Source organism: Telluria sp. ZB2R32, assembly GCF_059685715.1.
Map to the genome: position 1 here is coordinate 128,858 of NZ_JCASIG010000001.1, position 17,570 is coordinate 146,427.

Annotated in this window: 20 protein-coding genes and 1 pseudogene; 12 read left to right on the forward strand and 9 right to left on the reverse strand. The window is 65.1% G+C overall.

All coding sequences use genetic code 11. The features are described from left to right. Positions 1-31 precede the first annotated feature (31 nt). Both AC56LG_RS00570 and AC56LG_RS00575 read left to right on the forward strand, forming a co-directional pair. Positions 32-496, forward strand: a complete 465-nt coding sequence (locus AC56LG_RS00570) for an outer membrane lipoprotein (protein ID WP_497164204.1) — start codon at positions 32-34, stop codon at positions 494-496. 171 nt (positions 497-667) lie between these two features. Further along, positions 668-1,057 (forward strand): hypothetical protein, encoded by a 390-nt coding sequence (locus AC56LG_RS00575; RefSeq protein WP_497164205.1) that lies wholly within the window; start codon positions 668-670, stop codon positions 1,055-1,057. 244 nt (positions 1,058-1,301) lie between these two features. Here AC56LG_RS00575 and AC56LG_RS00580 read toward each other — a convergent pair whose 3' ends face one another. From AC56LG_RS00580 to AC56LG_RS00605, 6 genes are read right to left on the reverse strand one after another with little or no spacing between them, the layout of a single operon-like run. Further along, positions 1,302-1,700 carry a hypothetical protein gene (locus AC56LG_RS00580; protein WP_497164206.1) on the reverse strand — a complete coding sequence of 133 codons (399 nt, stop codon included), beginning with the start codon at positions 1,698-1,700 and terminating at the stop codon, positions 1,302-1,304. 25 nt (positions 1,701-1,725) lie between these two features. Continuing rightward, on the reverse strand, positions 1,726-2,112 hold the full coding sequence (locus tag AC56LG_RS00585) for a phage holin family protein (RefSeq protein WP_497164207.1): 387 nt from the start codon (positions 2,110-2,112) through the stop codon (positions 1,726-1,728). A gap of 20 nt (positions 2,113-2,132) precedes the next feature. Beyond that, positions 2,133-2,495, reverse strand: a complete 363-nt coding sequence (locus AC56LG_RS00590; RefSeq protein WP_497164208.1) for an ElaB/YgaM/YqjD family protein — start codon at positions 2,493-2,495, stop codon at positions 2,133-2,135. 6 nt (positions 2,496-2,501) lie between these two features. Then, positions 2,502-3,041, reverse strand: coding sequence for a ferritin-like domain-containing protein (locus tag AC56LG_RS00595; protein ID WP_497164209.1), 540 nt, complete (start codon positions 3,039-3,041; stop codon positions 2,502-2,504). Positions 3,042-3,068: 27 nt separating this feature from the next. Then, the gene (locus AC56LG_RS00600; protein WP_497164210.1) at positions 3,069-3,992 is read right to left on the reverse strand and encodes an OmpA family protein; all 924 of its coding nucleotides are present in this window, start codon (positions 3,990-3,992) and stop codon (positions 3,069-3,071) included. A gap of 21 nt (positions 3,993-4,013) precedes the next feature. Further along, positions 4,014-4,394: a DUF4398 domain-containing protein gene (locus tag AC56LG_RS00605; RefSeq protein ID WP_497165002.1), complete on the reverse strand. Its 381-nt coding sequence runs from the start codon at positions 4,392-4,394 to the stop codon at positions 4,014-4,016. Between the two features lie 204 nt (positions 4,395-4,598). Between AC56LG_RS00605 and AC56LG_RS00610 the strand changes: the two genes are divergently transcribed. The 3 genes from AC56LG_RS00610 to AC56LG_RS00620 all read left to right on the forward strand — a co-directional run bounded on the left by AC56LG_RS00610 (position 4,599) and on the right by AC56LG_RS00620 (position 7,347). Beyond that, entirely contained in the window at positions 4,599-6,662 is a 2,064-nt protein-coding gene (locus AC56LG_RS00610; RefSeq protein WP_497164211.1) for an AsmA family protein, read from the forward strand. Positions 6,663-6,785: 123 nt separating this feature from the next. Further along, positions 6,786-7,100, forward strand: a complete 315-nt coding sequence (locus AC56LG_RS00615; protein ID WP_497164212.1) for a BON domain-containing protein — start codon at positions 6,786-6,788, stop codon at positions 7,098-7,100. Between the two features lie 25 nt (positions 7,101-7,125). After that, on the forward strand, positions 7,126-7,347 hold the full coding sequence (locus AC56LG_RS00620; protein ID WP_497164213.1) for a YMGG-like glycine zipper-containing protein: 222 nt from the start codon (positions 7,126-7,128) through the stop codon (positions 7,345-7,347). 386 nt (positions 7,348-7,733) lie between these two features. On the opposite strand, the gene AC56LG_RS00625 is transcribed toward AC56LG_RS00620, so the two are convergent. Further along, positions 7,734-8,465 (reverse strand): Crp/Fnr family transcriptional regulator, encoded by a 732-nt coding sequence (locus tag AC56LG_RS00625; protein WP_497164214.1) that lies wholly within the window; start codon positions 8,463-8,465, stop codon positions 7,734-7,736. A gap of 229 nt (positions 8,466-8,694) precedes the next feature. Here AC56LG_RS00625 and AC56LG_RS00630 point away from each other — a divergent pair, with 229 nt between their 5' ends. Then, positions 8,695-9,468 carry a glycine zipper 2TM domain-containing protein gene (locus tag AC56LG_RS00630; RefSeq protein ID WP_497164215.1) on the forward strand — a complete coding sequence of 258 codons (774 nt, stop codon included), beginning with the start codon at positions 8,695-8,697 and terminating at the stop codon, positions 9,466-9,468. 66 nt (positions 9,469-9,534) lie between these two features. Here AC56LG_RS00630 and AC56LG_RS00635 read toward each other — a convergent pair. Then, positions 9,535-10,509, reverse strand: a pseudogene (locus AC56LG_RS00635) (IS1595 family transposase). Positions 10,510-10,776: 267 nt separating this feature from the next. Here AC56LG_RS00635 and AC56LG_RS00640 point away from each other — a divergent pair. The 6 genes from AC56LG_RS00640 to cls all read left to right on the forward strand — a co-directional run bounded on the left by AC56LG_RS00640 (position 10,777) and on the right by cls (position 16,538). After that, a complete protein-coding gene (locus AC56LG_RS00640) occupies positions 10,777-11,043 on the forward strand; it encodes a hypothetical protein (protein ID WP_497164216.1) in 267 nt (88 codons plus the stop codon). A gap of 91 nt (positions 11,044-11,134) precedes the next feature. Beyond that, positions 11,135-11,281 (forward strand): lmo0937 family membrane protein, encoded by a 147-nt coding sequence (locus tag AC56LG_RS00645; RefSeq protein ID WP_305822721.1) that lies wholly within the window; start codon positions 11,135-11,137, stop codon positions 11,279-11,281. 169 nt (positions 11,282-11,450) lie between these two features. Then, positions 11,451-12,119, forward strand: coding sequence for a YiaD family glycine zipper/OmpA-like lipoprotein (locus tag AC56LG_RS00650; protein WP_497164217.1), 669 nt, complete (start codon positions 11,451-11,453; stop codon positions 12,117-12,119). A 202-nt stretch (positions 12,120-12,321) separates the two neighbouring features. Continuing rightward, the gene (locus AC56LG_RS00655) at positions 12,322-12,783 is read left to right on the forward strand and encodes a hypothetical protein (RefSeq protein WP_497164218.1); all 462 of its coding nucleotides are present in this window, start codon (positions 12,322-12,324) and stop codon (positions 12,781-12,783) included. A 227-nt stretch (positions 12,784-13,010) separates the two neighbouring features. Beyond that, positions 13,011-15,149 (forward strand): site-specific recombinase, encoded by a 2,139-nt coding sequence (locus AC56LG_RS00660; protein WP_497164219.1) that lies wholly within the window; start codon positions 13,011-13,013, stop codon positions 15,147-15,149. Next, entirely contained in the window at positions 15,150-16,538 is a 1,389-nt protein-coding gene (gene cls / locus AC56LG_RS00665; protein WP_497164220.1) for a cardiolipin synthase, read from the forward strand. Positions 16,539-16,717: 179 nt separating this feature from the next. Here the strand turns inward: cls and AC56LG_RS00670 are convergent, their stop codons facing one another. After that, a complete protein-coding gene (locus AC56LG_RS00670; RefSeq protein WP_497164221.1) occupies positions 16,718-17,554 on the reverse strand; it encodes a metallophosphoesterase family protein in 837 nt (278 codons plus the stop codon). Positions 17,555-17,570: the final 16 nt, after the last annotated feature.

Consider the following 17,570-nt stretch of genomic DNA (forward strand, 5'->3'; position numbering starts at 1 on the left):
CTTGGCGTACACCATTTGCCAGGAGAACAATATGAAAGCACCACGTACCTTCGCCGCCGCAGCGGTTGCCGCCGTCGCCCTGCTCTCGGGCTGCGCCAGCTCGCCGTCCTATAACAGCGGCAATGGCGGTAACTACGGCGGTTACAACACCGCATCGATGGGCTACGGCACCATCGAATCGATTCAGGTGACCCAGGCCGACAACCGCACCAGCGGTGGCGGCGCGGTGGTCGGCGCCCTGGTCGGCGCACTCGCAGGCAACCAGGTCGGCAGCGGCAGCGGCCGTACCGCCGCCACGGTAGCCGGCGGCGTCGGCGGCGCCCTGGTCGGCAACAACATCGAAAAGAACCGCAATGCAGGCGGCGGCCAGGAGATGTACCAAGTCAATGTGCGCATGGATAACGGCGAATACCGCACCGTGGTCCAGGACAGCGTCTACGACCTGCGCGTGGGCAACCGCGTGCGCCTGGTCGACGGCCGCGTGTATCGGTACTAATTCGTCGGCACTGATCGCTACGGAGCGAGTGTGAACGCCCCAGTCGGCAACGCCTTGCGCACATCGTACCGGGCGCCACGCCGGCGGCGTGGGAGCACTCGCTGCGCCGTGTACATTGCCTGAAGCAACGGGCCGGCCATGCCGGCCCGTTTCTATTTTGTGGAGGGAAACATGAGAATGCATACCGGAATCAAGCACCTGATTGCTACCCTGCTGGCGTCGGCCGGCGCCATCGCCGCCGCCCAGAGCGGCGCCGACATGCCCCCTGCGCCGAAGAGCAACGACGCCATGGTTGCGCCGGCCGCGGCCAGCAAGCAGGCCCAGGAAATTGCGCGCGGCGATCCGGCGCGCTGGTATCGCGAGGATGCCACCAGCGGCCAGCGCTGGCGCACGCGCCAGAAAGAAATCGGCGCGGCGCTCGACGAAGCGAAGAACGCCTGCCGCCAGGGTCCGGCGGCGCAGCGCCAGGGCTGCCTGAAGGCGGCGCAAGATACATGGAAGGAAGAAATGGCGAGCGCACGCGCCGAGGCCGGAACGCAGGCGGCGACGCAGACACGCTAGCCGCGCACAAAAAAAGACGGCGTCCAATCAATGATTGCGACGCCGCTCAAGCCCCACCATATTCTTTGTCCATCGGCTCCGGTGACGGAGCCCGGCGCCCCATCGCATAAACGATTTATAACGAATACAGCCGCTACCAATCATTCAGTCTTTCGCCTTGCAAATGCATTCGGTAGCAGCAAGCAACAGGCTTGCGCTACCGAAAAAACATCCGGATGGCGACCGGCGCCGCCATCGGCTTGCCTCAGATTTCCTGCCGGGCGCGCTTTTTCTTCATATACCAGCTGACAACGCCCATCAACACGGCGCCCGCCACTGCTTGCTTGCCCATGCGGCGCTGGCGCACGAAATTGAATGCGGTCATCGCGTATGGCAGCAGCACCGACACGCTCGTTCCCGTGGGTTTCAGCAGAGCATCAGCTCGTGCCCGCAAAGCCCACGTTGCGTGGTCCATGACAGAATGTAGCATGACTTCGGGCCGCGCGCCGTGCTTTACCTGTGCCTTGGCATAGGTAACGCCGGCACGATAGAACTCGCCTTCGCGCAGCAGCTCGGCCTTGCGCTTGACCGGGTCGGTGCTGTGCTTGTGGCCAGCCAGTCCGGTCGGCTCGTCGTGATGCTTTTTATGGTCGTGTTGTTCCATGTTCTCTCCCCTGTAGGTGGCCGCTTTACATCAGCGCATCGCGGTCGTTGCGCAGTTCCCGCATCGTTTCCGGGAAGGCGAGCTTGCCCTGCTTGAGCAGCGCCAGTCCGCGCATCACGAGTACGGCCGTGATCACCAGAAACACCAGGAACATCACCAGCAGGATCTTCCAGCCCCAGCTATCCCAGGCCAGCATCACGATCGTCGCAGTGCCGTAGGCCAATGCAAACCACACTGCGAGAATGGCGCCGGCAAAGATCGCCACCAGTTCGATCGCGTGGTTACGCACTTCCGACATCTCGAGCGCCGCGAGTTCAACGCGGGACACGATGAGGCCGAACAGGTTCTTTGCCAGGCCGGAGATGCCGCCCATGAGTCCAGGCCCATGCACGACGGTTTCTGTCTTTTCCATGGCGTTCTCTCCGGCGCGAATTATTTACGACCCAGATAAATGCCGACCAGCAGGCCGACACTCGCCGCGGCGGCTACGGTACGCCATGGGTTGTCTTTAACATAGACATCGGCAGTCTCGGCCAGTTCCTTGCTCTTGATGACTGCTTGACCTTGATACTGGCCAGCCTTGCCCATCGCGCGGTCCAGCAACTCCATGCCGCGCGTGCGCAGCGCATCGGCCTTTTCGCCGGTCATCGAAGCGGCGGCGGTCAGCAGCGCTTGCGCGTCTTTCATCAGGACTTTCATGTCGGCGCTGGCGCTGTCGATGGTGTTGTCGATTGCGCGGCTGGTGCGGGTGGTGTCTAGCATGGTGAACTCCTGTTGTTGGTGTTGGGTGGTCAAACTACATTACGGCACGAGGAAATCGTGCATGTCGTCGGCGTGCTCTTCTTCGACGGCGAGGATCTCGGTCAGCATCTGCCGGGTGGTCGGATCCTTGTCGCCGATCGCCTGGATCATCTGGCGGTAGGATTCGATGGCGACGCGCTCGGCGATCAGGTCGGCGCGCACCATCGCTTGCGTGTCCGTCGAATCGTCGTACTCGGCATGGCTGCGTGCGGTCAGCGTGGCCGGGTTGAAGTTCGGCGAGCCGTTGAGCTGCACGATGCGTTCGGCGATGCGGTCGGCGTGCTCCTGTTCCTGCTGGGCGTGCTCGAGGAACTCGGCCTTCAGGGCGCCGTTGTTGGGGCCGCTGACGGTGTAGTAGTGGCGCTTGTAGCGCAGCACGCACAGCAGTTCGGTGGCGAGCGCGTCGTTCAGCATGGCGATGACCGCTTCGCGGTCGGCCGCGTAGCCCGCGGTGACGGCGCCGTCGTCGAGGTTGGCCGCGGCGCGGCGGATGGCCTCGACGTCGAAGCCATGCGCCAGGGGCGTCTTGCTTTGTTCCATGACGTTTCCTTAAAAAAGCTCAGTAGATCAACGCGCGGCCGTGCGTGGCGGAATCGGCGCGTTGTCGTTCGACAGCACGATCTCGACGCGGCGGTTCAGCTGGCGGTTCGGCGCCGTATCGTTGGCGGCCACCGGGAAGGCTTCGCCATACGCCTTCATGGCGATCCGTTCGCGCGGCACGCCCATGCCGCCCAGGGCCGTGGCCACCGCATTCGCGCGGCGCTGCGACAAGTCCTGGTTGTAGCTCGAACTGCCGGTGCTGTCGGTAAACCCTTCGACCAGCACAGAGCGCTCCGGGTTCTGCGCCATCACGTCGGCCAGCTTGCGCAGGGTCGACATGCCGTTCGGGGTCAGGTTCGCTTCGTTGGTGGCGAACAGCACGTCGCCGATGGTGACGACCATGCCGCGCTCGGTCTTGGTGGCATGCAGCTCGACCAGCAGCGCTTCGAGTTTTGCCGCGCGTTCTGCGATCATGCGGGTCTGGTCCTGGGCCAGCGCGGCCTGCTGCTGGGCCGTTGCCGCCTGTTGCTGGGCTGCGGCTGCGGCGGCCTGGGCTGCGGCGGCTTCGCGTTTGGCGCGCTCGGCTTCGGCGGTGCGCGCTTCCAGCGTGATTTCGGTGCGCTGGCGCGCGGCGTCGGCGATGTTCGCCTCGGCCGCCTTGGCGCGCGCCACTTCCTGGGCGGTGGCGATCTTCTGCTTGGCCACATAGGCCAGGCGGTCGATGTCGTCCAGGCTTTCTTTCTTGGCAGCAGCCATGTTGGCGGCATTCAGCGCATCGCTGGCTTGCTTGAATTCCAGCGGCGCGTAGCTCGCCACCTGCGGGTTGTTATTGGCGGCGACGAAATCGGCGCGGGCCTGGTCCAATTGCGGCGTCGTGGTCGGCGTGGTGCTGCAGGCGGCCAGCAGGATGGCGCTGGCCAGCACGGCCGGTTTCAGAAAGCGTGGTGTCATGATCTTTTCCCCTTCATGCAATTACTGGCTGTTGGCGCGGTCGACTTCCTGGCGCAGCACGCGCAGGTCTTCGTTGAGTGCGTTCGAGGCCGCGGTGGCCTTGGCCGAAGCGGCCTTGCTCTGCGCCAGCTGGGCGTCGGCCTGGGCCTGCATCGCCAGTTCGCGCGCCAGTTTGTAGTCCTTGGAGGCAAGTGCTTCGTTGGCGCGCATCATCTTGGCGCGTGCCGCGGTGATCTCGGCCGGAGCCAGGTCGGCGGCGCCGGCCTGCACAGCGTTCTCGACGGCGTTGCGCGACACGGCGACGTCAGCCGTGGCCGGTGCCTTCTGGCTGGCGCAGGCGCCCAGCGCCAGCACGGCAGCGACTGCCGCAAGGCGGCCCAGCTGGTGCATCGAACGGTTCATGTCCATGTGGATCTCCTGTGAATGTAAGCAACATATTAACGTTATAAACTTGTTATTGGTCGAGTTCGGTTCGCTGCCGCACATAGATTGCACATCGAGAAGATCGTACGCAGCTCATCCGCCGCACCGTGCGACACCGCACATTGATGACCCTCTCCTTTGCGCTAAGCTGGCCGCAAGACCGATACCCATCGAAGGATCGTCATGCCCGATACCACGACCCCACACGACGCCGGCCACAAGCACGGCGGCAAGAAGAAGAAAATCCTGCTCGGCTTCCTGGCCACCCTGATCGCGATCCCGATCATCGCCATCATTTTTATCCTTACCTTCGACTGGAACAAGGCCAGGCCCTGGCTCAATGCGAAGGTGAGCGAAGCGATCGAGCGCCCGTTCGCGATCCGCGGCAACCTCGCGGTGGAATGGGAGGTCCCGGCCAGGCGCATGCGCAAGGAAGAACGCCACCTGCGCGACTGGCTGCCCTGGCCGCACCTGATCGCCAACGACGTACACGTCGGCAATCCGGCGAACATGAAGCAGATGGACATGGCGCGCGTGCGCCAGTTCTCGTTCTCGCTCAATCCGCTGGGCCTGCTGCAGCACCGCATCGGCATCCCTGTCCTGCGCTTCGATGCGCCCTACGTCGAACTGCAGCGCACCGACAGCACCCACTACAACTGGGCCTACAGGAAGAAGGAAGAGGAATCGAAGTGGGAACTCGACCTCGAGCGCGTGGTGCTGACCGACGGCGTGATCCGCGTCGTCGACGCCGTCACCAAGGCTGACATCACCGCCAACGTGCGCACCCTGGGCAAGGACACCAAGTATGGCGTCGGCTTCAAGGTGACCGGCACCTATAACGGCGCCGAGGTCACCGGCGGCGGCAAGGTCGGCCAGGTGCTGTCGCTGAAGGACCAGAACATGCCCTACCCGGTCCAGGCCGACATGCGCAGCGGCCCGAGCCGGATCGCGGTCGAAGGCACCGTCACCAGCCCGGCCAAGCTCAAAGCCGTCGACCTGCAGCTGGAACTGGCCGGACGCAGCATGGCGCGCCTGTACAACTTCACCGGCATCACGTTGCCGGAAACGCCCGCGTTTTCCACCTCGGGCCGCCTGAAGGGCGAGCTCGACCGCGAGTACGGACGCTGGACCTACGACGACTTCAAGGGCAAGGTCGGTTCGAGCGACATCGGCGGCAAGCTCGTCTACGAAGGCGGCAAGCCGCGCGGCAAGCTTTCGGGCAACGTGGCGACGCGCCTGCTGCTGTTCTCCGACCTCGCCCCGCTGATCGGCGGCGACTCGAACGAGAGCAAGAAGGCGCGCGGCGTCGACGTCGTGCAGCCGGGCGGCAAGGTGTTGCCGGTCGAAGCGTTCCGCACCGAGCGCTGGAAGGCGATCGATGCCGACGTGCGCTACACGGCCGAGAAGATCCGCCGCGACAAGACGCTGCCGATCAACAAGCTCTCGACCCACCTGATCATGAAGGATGGCGTGATCACGCTCGCCCCGCTCGACTTCGGCGTGGCCGGCGGCACGCTGCGCTCGACCATCCGCCTCGACGGCAGCGGCGCCAAGGGCAACACGATCGCGGCCACCGCCAAGGTCAGCGCGCGCCACATCCAGCTCAAGCAATTGTTCCCGACCATCGAGCAGATGCAGGCGACGGTCGGCCAGGTCAACGGCGACGCCCAGCTGTCGGCCACCGGCACCTCGGTTGCGGCCTTGCTCGGTTCGTCGAACGGCGAAGTCAAGGCGCTGGTCAACCAGGGCACGATCAACAAGATGCTGCTCGAGATGATGGGCTTGAACGTCGGCAACATCATCATCACCAAGCTGTTCGGCGACAAGCCGGTGCAACTCAATTGCCTGGCCGCCGATTTCGAGGTCAACAAGGGGGTGATGCAGTCGCAGGTACTGGTGCTCGACACCGCGGAAGCGATCGTGCGCGTGAACGGCAACGTCAACCTGGCCAACGAGCAGATGGACTTGACGATCCGCCCCGAAACCAAGGCGCTGCGCCTGTTCACGCTGCGCGCCCCGCTGTACGTGCGCGGTCCGTTCAGCAAGCCCGACGTGTCGGTCGACAAGGGCGTGCTGGCGCTCAAGGCCGGCGGCGCGGCCGTGCTGGCCGCCGCCGCGGCGCCGGTCGCCGCGCTGATCCCGCTGATCAATACCGGACCGGGCGAGAGCAGCGAGTGTGGCCGCCTGATGGCGCTGGCCAAGGAAAAACCGACGGCGCCGGCGCCGGGCAAGGCCAAGACGCGTTGAACGCGCGCTGACCGGCACTGATGAGTAAAGCTGGCCGTGTGTGTGTTGTCGAACAGACTCTACCCCACGCCGGCTTTACTCTGGATGCATCGCTGACACAGGAATACGGCATCAAGGAAACGCATGACGCATTGGAAACCGGCCCTGGCCTTGCTGGCGGCCCTGATGTTCGGGGGACCGCTCGCAGGCTGCGGCGGCAGCGGCGCCCTGCTGGCGCCAGGCGCGGTGGTGGACGATTCCACCATCACGGCAGGCGTCAGGGAAGCCATCGGCCGCAGTACGGAACTGGTGGCGGCGGACATCGATGTCGCCACCCGCGAAGGCATTGTCCAGCTGAGCGGCTATGTCGGCTCGGCGGAAAACGTGGCAACCGCAGCATCGGTTGCACGCACAGTGAAGGGCGTGAAATCGGTCAGGAATGACCTGCGCCTGAAGTAGAGTGAACCCACCCATGGAGATTAGTATGAAAAACATCAAACACCTGGCAGTCGCCGCCACTCTCGCCACCCTGACCCTGGGCCTGACCGGTTGCTCCGGCATGTCGCAGCAGGACCGCAACACCGCGATCGGCGCCGGCGCCGGCGCCGTGGTCGGTGGCGTCCTGACGGGCGGAAGCGCCGTGGGCACGGTCGGCGGCGCAGCTGTCGGCGGCGTCATCGGCAACCAGACCGGCAAGACCAACTAAGTTTTATCCCTGTAGTACCCCCAGGCAAACACACGAAACGCCCCGCTTGCGTCCTGCGCAAGCGGGGCGTGACGTTTGTGGGAACGGTTTTGTCGGGATGATGGATTTGTCGATGATAGTTGCGTACCGTAGAGGTTGTGAAAAAATCGTCAGGGCAAGGGATACGGCCGCCCGGCGCGCCGCCGAAGACAGTACGTGGGTACGGCAAGGCGGCGCAACGCCGCCATGGCGATTTTTTCACAACCTCGTAGGGTGGACTCCCGAGTCCACGCGTACGTGCGGTTGCAGATTCCGGATCGCACCCCACGTGCCCCGGGGTCGATGAAGGCGTACAGGCACGCATCAGCACATACGCGTGGGCGGTGCCATGCGCGGCCCGGCCCACCCTACACAAACGCGCTCGACAAGGCGCCCGCCCCCGCATCCTTGACGATCTCGTAGCAGGTGCACGACGCCGCCGCCAGCCCTTCGGCATCGAGGATCTCGATATTGCCGCGGCTGTAGATGATCAGTCCCTGCTGCTGCAGCGCGCTGGCCGCCTTGGTGACGCCGACGCGGCGCACGCCCAGGGCGTGGGCCAGGAACTCGTGGGTGAGGTGGAATTTGTCGGACTGCAGGCGGTCGCGCGTGATCAGGAGCGAACGCGCCAGGCGTGCCTCGAGCACGTGGAAGCGGCTGCAGACGGCGATCTGGATCGCCTGCGCCAGCAGGGTATCGGTGTAGCGGTAGAGCACGCGCTGGAGGGCGGCGTTGCGCGCGAATTCGGCGCGGAAGGCGGCGCTGTCCATGCGGCTGGCGCTGCCGGGACGCTGGACCACGGCGCGCACCTGCGCCGTTTCGTGGCCGAGGGCAACAGTGGCGCCCAGCATGCCTTCGCGTCCGACCAGGCCGACCTCGAGCGTCATGCGCCCGCCGGCCACGCCCAGCAGCGAGATCAGGCAATCGTGTGGAAAATAGATATGGCGGACCGGATTGCCGGCCTCGCCCAGCACCTCGCCGGCCTCGACATGGACCTGGTCGAGCATCGGCAGCACTTGGGCCAGCTCCTGCGGCGGGAGCGCGGCCAGCAGCAAGTTGGCGTTGTGCTCGGCGACGTCGGGAGAAGCAGCAAAGTTCATCGAACCCTCGCGGTGAAATAGGAAGTCCGGACGCGCCCGGCAGGTGCCGGACCGCGTGACGGATACATTTGCAAACAATTTGGATCAGGTTAAATGCTCTGATAGGGGGTGTATGTTCGGTGACGCACGGAATACCTTGTTGTTCCTAGGGACAATCTTTACATCGGTCGGCGCCCTGCCCGCCGGGGCGAAATGCACCTGACTTTTCGCAACCTTTGGAGAGCAAGCCATGAACAACATTCCACCTCCACCGGCACGCGCCCAGCAGCACCCCTTACTGCTGATCGCCGCGCTCGCCGTCGTGCTGTTCTGCCTGGTCGGCACGGCCGCCATCATGGGCTGGATTCCCTCTTCGATCGGCGGCAATTCGAACCGCCAGCTGAACGAGGCCGAGCGCGCCGCACTGGCGTCGAGCCTGCCGCCCGCGGGCCAGGCCGTGCCGCCGGCAGCGGCCATGGCCATGGCGCCGCAAGGCGTCTATGCGCCAGCCCCGGTTGCGGCCGCCCCTGCCGTCCCGCCGCAGCAGCTGGCACAAGCCTACGCGCCGGCGCCGAGCCAGGCCTATGCCCCGGCCCAGGTCGCAGCACCCGAGCTTGAACCCGAACCGGCGCCGGTGCGCGCGACCGCCAAACCGAAGCCGGTGCAGGTCGCCGCGGCCGAACCGAAATGGTGCGGCAACTGCGGTAACATCGAATCGGTGCGTGCGATCAAGCAGCGCGCCCAGGGCAGCGGCCTTGGCGCGGCCGGCGGCGCCGTCCTCGGCGGCCTGCTGGGTAACCAGATCGGCGGCGGCCATGGGCGCCAACTGGCGACGGTGGCCGGTGCGGTCGGCGGCGCCGTGGTCGGCAACCAGGTCGAAGGCAACATGAAGGCGACCACCAGCTACGAGATCCGGGTGCGCCTGGACGATGGCAGCCTGCGCACCTTCCATCAATCGAGCGAGCCGAAATGGCGCAGCGGCGACCGCGTGCGCATCGTCAAGGGCCGCCTGCGCGCCGCTTGATCCAACACCAGGCTGCACCAAAGCCCGGCCGTCCAACAGGACCGCCGGGCTTTTTCATAGGCGCTGTCACCGTTCGCTGTTGATGGGGCCGATGGTCAGACGCAGCAATTGATCGGCGGAAGTAACCTTTCCACCATCGAGCGCGCGGCGCCAGCCCAGGTAATTCGGCAGATAACGCGACGCGACCCCATGAAACCGCGCCAGCCACTCACGAAAGCGGCGATGCCAGGCATTCACGTTCTGCACATGAATGGCGCCCGCGGCCTCGCGGCGGAGGCGTTCGCCGGTGCGCAGGTTGACGGCCTGGTGCGCAATCCCGTGCGCCCGCGCAAACGCGCGGTAGGCCGCATGCGCGTCGGTAACCAATAGCACTTGCCGGTCGAGGTGGGGCAGCAAGTGGTGCTCGAGTTGCGCCTTGCTCAAGGCGCCGCGCCCGGTCACGGCGTCGATGGTCTGGCCGCTGCGGTCGCGCGCCACCAGGATGCAGTCGAGCTCGCGCGAGATGCCGCGCTTTGCCGCCGCGCCGCCACGCTTGCGCGGCGCCCGGTCGAGCTTGCGCGATCCTTTCTGCGACTCGCGTAGAAACATTTCGTCGGCCTCGACGATGCCGTTCAGGCAGGCGGGCCGGTCGTCCTTGACTCGGTCGAGAAACCGGTGGCGCCATCTGAATGCAGTATTCCGGTGCACCTTCACGTGCTCTGCCGTTGCGCGCACCGGGCGCGACGCGCGCAGCGCATCGAGGTAATCGAGCCATTTGGCGCGCAACCGCAGCCGTGCCAGCGGCGTGCCGGTGAGGTCGTTAAAGGTGCGCCGGCACCCGCGGCAGCGGTAGCGCTGCAGGCCGTTCGCGCAGCCATGGCGGTGCTAGCCGGGACAGCGGCAATGCGGGCAGCGGCGCTCGGGGCCACGCAATTGTTCGATCAGTGCGAGCAGTTGCTGCAATCCGGCCGCCGGCCGCAAGGCATCGAGCACCCGTAGCCGCTGCGGCTGATTCAGTGTCGGCAATGCCGCGAACCACTTCTTGAACCCTGGCGCTTTCATGGCAGATCCATATCGTTGGCGATACGGGTTCGACCGTGCAAGAGCTCAGCAGTTCAATCCTCATCCATAGCGAACGGTGACAGCGCCTTTTCATAACTCGCCCGCCCGCAACCAACGCCATCGCTACCAGGCTTTGATAATTTCCCAAGGGCAATGTGCGCCACCGCACGGAATTACTGCTGAGCTACCCCGAGAATGGATGAGCGCCACACAAGCGCCTGCACGTCCTTATCGCTTATTCCAACTTCGCAAAGAAAGGGGAGCTTCATGAACAGCCTTGCATGGATCGGCATCATCGCCTGGGGCCTGGTCGTCACCGGTTTCGGACTCTTCTCGGCCACGCCGCCGTTCGACCAGGCGGGCGGATTGCCGCACGAACTGGCGGCGCACGACGTTATCTTCCTCGTCAGCGGCGGACTGCTCACCTGCCTGATCGGCATCGTCGGCCTGCTCGGCTTCATGGGGTGGATTCCAGGCTTGCACAAGGCAGGGCTGCACCCGGGCTTGCAAAGCGAACAAAAATCTCGCGCATAATGTACGCCAGCGAACGGTTTTGTTGAGCACGCAGCGCGATACTGGATTCACGGCGCCACCATGGCGCAAACCCCCAGTGAGGAGACTCATCATGCTCTATACCATCGCTATTGTCCTGGTCGTTCTGTGGCTGCTCGGCCTGGTGACTTCGTACACCATCGGCGGCTTCATCCACATCCTGCTCGTCGTTGCCGTCATCATGATCCTGGTGCGCCTGATCAGCGGTCGAGGCATATAGAACGCCACATGCGGTACCATATTGGTTGTACCAGGTCGTACGCGGCGCCAAGCTACGTATTACCAGGTACCCAACAAGCACTACCCGAAGTAGATTGACCAATCCGTTTCGTGGTCGTGCCCCTTGGGCGCGCCTACGAAACGGATTTCTTTTTTTCAAGGAGATCACCATGCAGCGAAACTTCATCAAATCCACCGCCGTCGCCACCATCCTCGCCCTGGGCGTCGCCGGCTGCGCCGACATGAGCGCGACCCAGCGCGGCACCGCCACCGGCGCCGGCGCCGGTGCGGCCCTCGGCGCCCTGATTGGCGGCACCACCAGCGGCGGCGGCTCCGGCCGTACCGCCCGCGGCGCAGTCCTTGGCGCCGCCGCCGGCGCCGTCGTCGGCAACATCTGGTCGAACCGGATGGAGAAGCAGAAACAGGCCATGGAACAGGCCACGCGCGGCACCGGCGTCGAAGTGACCCAGACCGCGGACAACCGCCTGAAGCTGCAGATCCCGAGCGACATTTCGTTCGATACCGGCCGCTCGGACATCAAGCCGAACTTCCAGCCGGTGCTCGAGCGCTTCGCCACCACGCTCAACGAGAATCCGGCGACCAACGTCGTCATCATCGGCCACACCGACGCTACCGGCAACCCGGGCATCAACCAGCCGCTGTCGGTCGACCGCGCTGCCCGCACCCGCGACTACCTGGCCGGCCGCGGCGTCAATCCGGCCCGCATCACGATCGAAGGCCGTGGCGAACGCGAGCCGATCGCCTCGAACAACGACAACAGCGGCCGCGCACGCAACCGCCGCGTCGAGATCTACGTTGCCGAACCGGGCCGCGGTTGATCTGCCTGGTTCAGTTTTGCTAATGGACCGTCTCGGTGCATAAGTAAAACTTAAGCAGTAACATATCGGCGAAAGCCGCCCGGTGTATGCCGGGCGGCTTTTTTTACCTCCGCCTCGGACCCGTTCGACTCTGCGCAAAACCAACTGCATGTGACGGCGGGATAGTGTTGCTTCATTTCGGCAACATTTTTCATCCTTCATCATGCCAGACACTCGCACTGTCTTCCTGCCCGCTGCCGTCGACGATGCGCCTGCCCTGTGGCGGCCCTCGGCCGTCGCCGCCTGGAGCCTGCTGTTCACGCCGGTGTTCGGGTCCTGGCTGCTGATGCACAACTGGCGCGTGCTGGGCCAAGCGCGCGCCGCCCGCACGGCGCGGCGCTGGCTATTGGCAAGCATGGCGGTGCTGGCGCTGGAACTGTGCGCCGCCGCCGTCAACGACCGCGTCAACGGTCGCTCGCCGCTGGCGCAGCTGATCGGGCTGGCCTGGCTCGGCCTGTGGCTGCTTGCCGCCGCGGCGCCGCAGTGGCGGTTGGTGCGGCGCCGCTTCGGACGGCGCTACGCACGGCGCGGCTGGAATGGCGCGCTGGGCCTGGCGGCCGTGTGCGGTTTCCTGTGCTGGATGGCGGGATTCGTGCTGACCAGTTTGTTGCTGGCGTTTACCTGACCTTACCGTACCGGTAGGGGTGGACGGCTCTGCCGTCCACGCGTTCGCATGTTCGATCACCCCGTTCGATTGCGCTTGCCTTGGCTGAACGCGTGGACGGGAAACCCGTCCACCCTACGGGCTGATCTGTCTTCCTTCCCGCATCCTCATCCCCGCTGTGTACGCTGCCGAACCATTTCCGGCGGCCCCAGCGCGTACACTGTCGACTACGAGGAAACGGAAATTGTATGCTTGACATTCTTGAACGCATCGACCCGCGCAGCGACCGCATTGATTTGCTGATCGAGCTGGTCGATTGCCTGCGGCCGCGCCGGCGCCATCCGGGCCATGCGCGCGCGGCCGTGCGCACGCTGACGCAGCTATTGAAGGGGAACCCGGCGCAAGCCTGGGCGCTGCGCAGCTACATCGTCACATTGCTGGAAAACCGCCGCCACACGAGCCTGTACAGCGACATCGGCATCCTGTCGAACGATGGCTTCTTCACCGAACTCATGCGCCGCATCGCCTGGCGCCTGCTGCCGCCCGCGCTCGACGACCTGTACCTGTCCGATGCGCTCGACCAGGTGCTGTACGCCGAAGAAGACCACCGCTGGATCCGCTCGGTGCCCGATGCCGACTGGCTGGCCCTGTTCGACGTCGTCGCCGACGCTCCGCCGCCGAACGACGCCACCCCGGACCGCGCGCGCCTGGTGACGACGATGGGGATGCTCGACGCCATCCGCACCCTGTCCTGCCGCGTCTGCGCGCTGGGCCTGGAGCCGCGCCTGGTGCACAGCTACAGCGAAATCGAGGATTTCGATTCGCCCTTCCTGATGCAGAACATCGAGGTCAACGCCTACCTCGACGAATACAGCCGTTACCTCGAGGGCAGCGTGGCCCGTCCGGAAGACCCGCGCCACCTGCTGGTGATGCTCGACCAGTGCGAGGAGGTGGTCGCCAAGATCCGCCGCAGCGCGCGCACCTTCGGCACCAGCGTCGCCCTCACCTACGTACTGGTGGCCATCGGCCAGAGCATCGGCCGGCTGCGCAAGCTGCTGTTCCTGGTCGACGTCAGCGAGTCGGCTGTCGGTTCGACTCCGATAGCGGCGCCGGAGCTGTTGGCTACTGCGCCGGAGGTCTTCGCCGGTCCGCCGTCCAGCAGCCGCGCGCTGGTGACCACGCCGCCGCCGGCGGAGCAGCCGCTGAGCGCGCAACGGGCCGCGGCCCTCGCCCTGGCCCAGGAACTGATCGAAGCCCACAACACCAAATACCGCGTGATCGGCCTGTTCCGCGACAACATCCACCTGTTGGCGCGCAACGTTACCGAAAACGCCAGCCGCACCGGCGAGCATTACATCGCCGAGAGCCGGGCCCAGCTGCGCCACATGTTCAAGGCCGCCGCCGGCGCCGGTTTCATCGTCGGCTTCATGGCGATGTTCAAGATCTTGCTGGGCTACCTGCGCGCCGCGCCGCTGGTCGAAGCCTTCCTGTTCAGCATGAACTATTCGCTCGGCTTCATGCTCGTGCACATGCTGCAGTGGACCATCGCCACCAAGCAGCCGGCCATGACCGCCCAGCGCATCGCCGCCGGCCTGCATACGCCCGACGGGCGCAGCATCGATTTCGATCGCATGGCCGAGCTCGTCAACAAGGTGTTTCGCACCCAGATCGTGGCCGTGCTCGGCAACGTGGTGGTCGCCTTCCCGACCGCGCTGGTGATCGCCATCGCTTACCAGCAGATGACCGGCCACCACCTGGTCTCGCCCGACAAGGCCTATCACCTGCTGCACGACATCGACCCATTCGGCACCCCGGCCCTGTTCTATGCGGCCGTCGCCGGCGTCTGGCTGTTCGTCGCCGGACTGATTTCCGGCTACTACGACAACAAGGCGCTCTACACGCGCATGGGCCAGCGCGTGCGCCAGCTGCGCTGGCTGGGCACCCTGCTCGGGGTCGAACGGCGCGACCGGCTGTCGCGCTATGTCGAGGACAATCTCGGCGGCCTGATGGGTAACTTCTTCTTCGGCATCCTGCTCGGCACCACCGGCACCGTCGGTTTCCTGCTCGGCCTGCCGCTCGACATCCGCCACGTGACGTTCTCGACGGCGAACTTCGCCACCGCCCTGGTCGGGCTCGATTACCAGATGAATTTCCCGATGGTGCTCAATGCCGTGCTCGGCGTGGCGCTGATCGGTGCGGTCAATTTGCTGGTCAGCTTCAACCTGGCGCTGTGGGTGGCGCTGCGCGCCCGCAACATCGTTTTCACCCGCAGCATCCTGCTGCTGCGCGCACTCGGGCGGCGCTTCGCGTATGCGCCGCTCGACTTCTTCATCGGGCCCAGGGATCCCGACGTGATCGACATTCCCGAATTCCACAAGGGGAAATAAATGAACAAGCAACGCATCAAATGGTGCCTCGCCGCGCTGGCCCTGATCGGGGTCATGGCTTCCTGCCGCACCCTGCCCGACGCCAACACCTTGCCCGACACGCCGCTCAGGACCAACCCCACAGTCGAGAACGCGCGCGGCACGCTGTCGAAGGGGCAGACCTCGGCGCTGCTGCAGCGGCGCTGGGCGAATGCGACCGGCGACCTGAAGGCGCTGGCGGTGCTCGAGGAACAGGCGACCGGCGTGCCCCTGATCGCCGGCAACCAGGTGCAATTGCTGTTCGACGGTCCGGCAACGATGCGCGAAATGATGGCGGCGGCGCGCAATGCCACGACGTCCATCAACCTCGAAACCTATATCTTCGACCAGGACCCGATCGGCCTGCAGTTCGCCGAACTGCTGATGGAAAAGCGGCGCGAGGGTGTGGCCGTCAACGTCATGTACGACAGCGTCGGCACCCTCGGCACACCGCAGGCGTTTTTTGACCGCATGCGCGAGGCGGGTATCAGCATGGTGGCGTTCAATCCGGTCAACCCGGCCAAGGCCAAGGGCAACTGGTCGATCAACAACCGCGACCACCGCAAACTGATGGTGGTCGACGGCCGCATCGCCTTTACCGGCGGCATCAACATCAGCGCCGACTACGCCAACAGCTCGCTGTTCCGCTCGCGCCGCAAACCGGACAACGTCGACAAGGACAAGGTCGGCTGGCGCGATACCCACGTCAAGATCGAGGGTCCCGCCGTGGCGACGCTGCAATGGGCTTTTGTCAATGCCTGGGTGCGCCAGGAAGGCGGCGAACTGTCGCAGCGCGATTACTTCCCACGCCTGTCGCCCGCCGGCGACAAGTTCGTGCGCGTGCTCGCCACCGAGCCGAATGGCCACTCGGAAATCTACAAGTCGCTGATGGTCGCGATCAACGAGGCCAAGCGCTCGGTGCACATCACCTCGGCCTATTTCGTGCCCGACCAGCAGATCGTCGACGCCCTGATCGCCGCGGCCAAACGCGGGGTCGACGTGAAGCTGGTACTGCCGGGCGTGTCCGACCATGGCCTGGTGATGTACGCCGGCCAGGCCTTCTATGAGCAGCTACTGGCGGGCGGCGTGCGCATCTTCCAGCTGCAGGTCGCGGTGCTGCACGCCAAGACGGCGGTGATCGACGGCGCCTGGTCGACGATCGGCTCGGCGAATATCGACCGGCGTAGCTTCATCCACAACTACGAGCTGAACGTGGTGGTGATCGATCCGGCATTCGGGCGCGACATGGAGAGCGCCTTTAACGAAGACCTGCGCAGCTCGAAGGAAGTCACGCTCGAGCAATGGCGCGACCGGCCGTGGGCGGACCGGGTCAAGGAATGGGCGTCGCGGTTGACGGAATACTGGATTTAATCGGCAAAGGCCAGCGGGACCGTAGGGTGGGCACTTGTGCCCACGCGGTCGTACCGTGGCAAATTGCACTGTTTGAAAACATCGGCGTGCGTCCGCTGCGGGTTCTTTTATGCGTTTCGAGATGCCCCTGTGGTACCGCGTGGGCTCGAGAGCCCACCCTACGGTCCGTTACCTGCCGGCTATAACCCCGCAGCCAGCATCCCTTCCACCGCCGGCGCCCACACATTCCCGCTGCGCAAAAACTTTTCGGTGAGGATCACCCGGAAGGTATTCGTCAACGCATCCCACCCGTAACGGTCCACCTCGACCCGCTCGTGCTCGACGCGCAGCAGATTGAAGGAATTGACTTCGCCCCTGCCCCGCGTCGAGGTCGCCGTGCCGGCCTGCACGACCAGCGCCGCGTAGGCATCGATCTGGTAGCGCGAAGCCGTGCTGGCCGCGTGGCTGACGTGCATGTGCCCGGCCAGCAGCACGTCGACGCCGCATTCGGCGAACACTTCCATCGCCATCGGCGCGCGGTCGACCAGGTCCTGTTCCTCGAAAGTAGTGGGCAGGTCGAACGGATGGTGGGTCACAACGATGCGGGTGATGTTCGGATCGAGCCCGGCCAATTGCTCGCGGATCTTCGCGACCTGCTCCTTGTTGACGCGCCCGTCCTTGATCGTCAGCGAGCGCGCCGTGTTCACGCCGACCACGGCGACCTCGTCGTCGACATAGATCGGGTCGAGGTCGTCGGTGATATAGCGTTTATAGCGGTCGAGCGGCTTGGCGAAGCGGCGAAACACGTTGTACAGGGAAATGTCGTGGTTGCCGGGCACGACGATCTGCGGCCCCGGCAAGGTGTCGAGGAAGGCGCGCGCCGCTTCGAACTCTTCGCTGCGGGCGCGCTGGGTCAGGTCGCCGGAGATGACCACGACGCTCGGCGCGATCGAATGGATCAGCTCGCGCAATGGCCCCAGCAGGGTCTGGTCGACACGCCCGAAATGCAGATCGGACAGATGGATTAAGGTTCGCATCAGGGTTCCTCGGTAA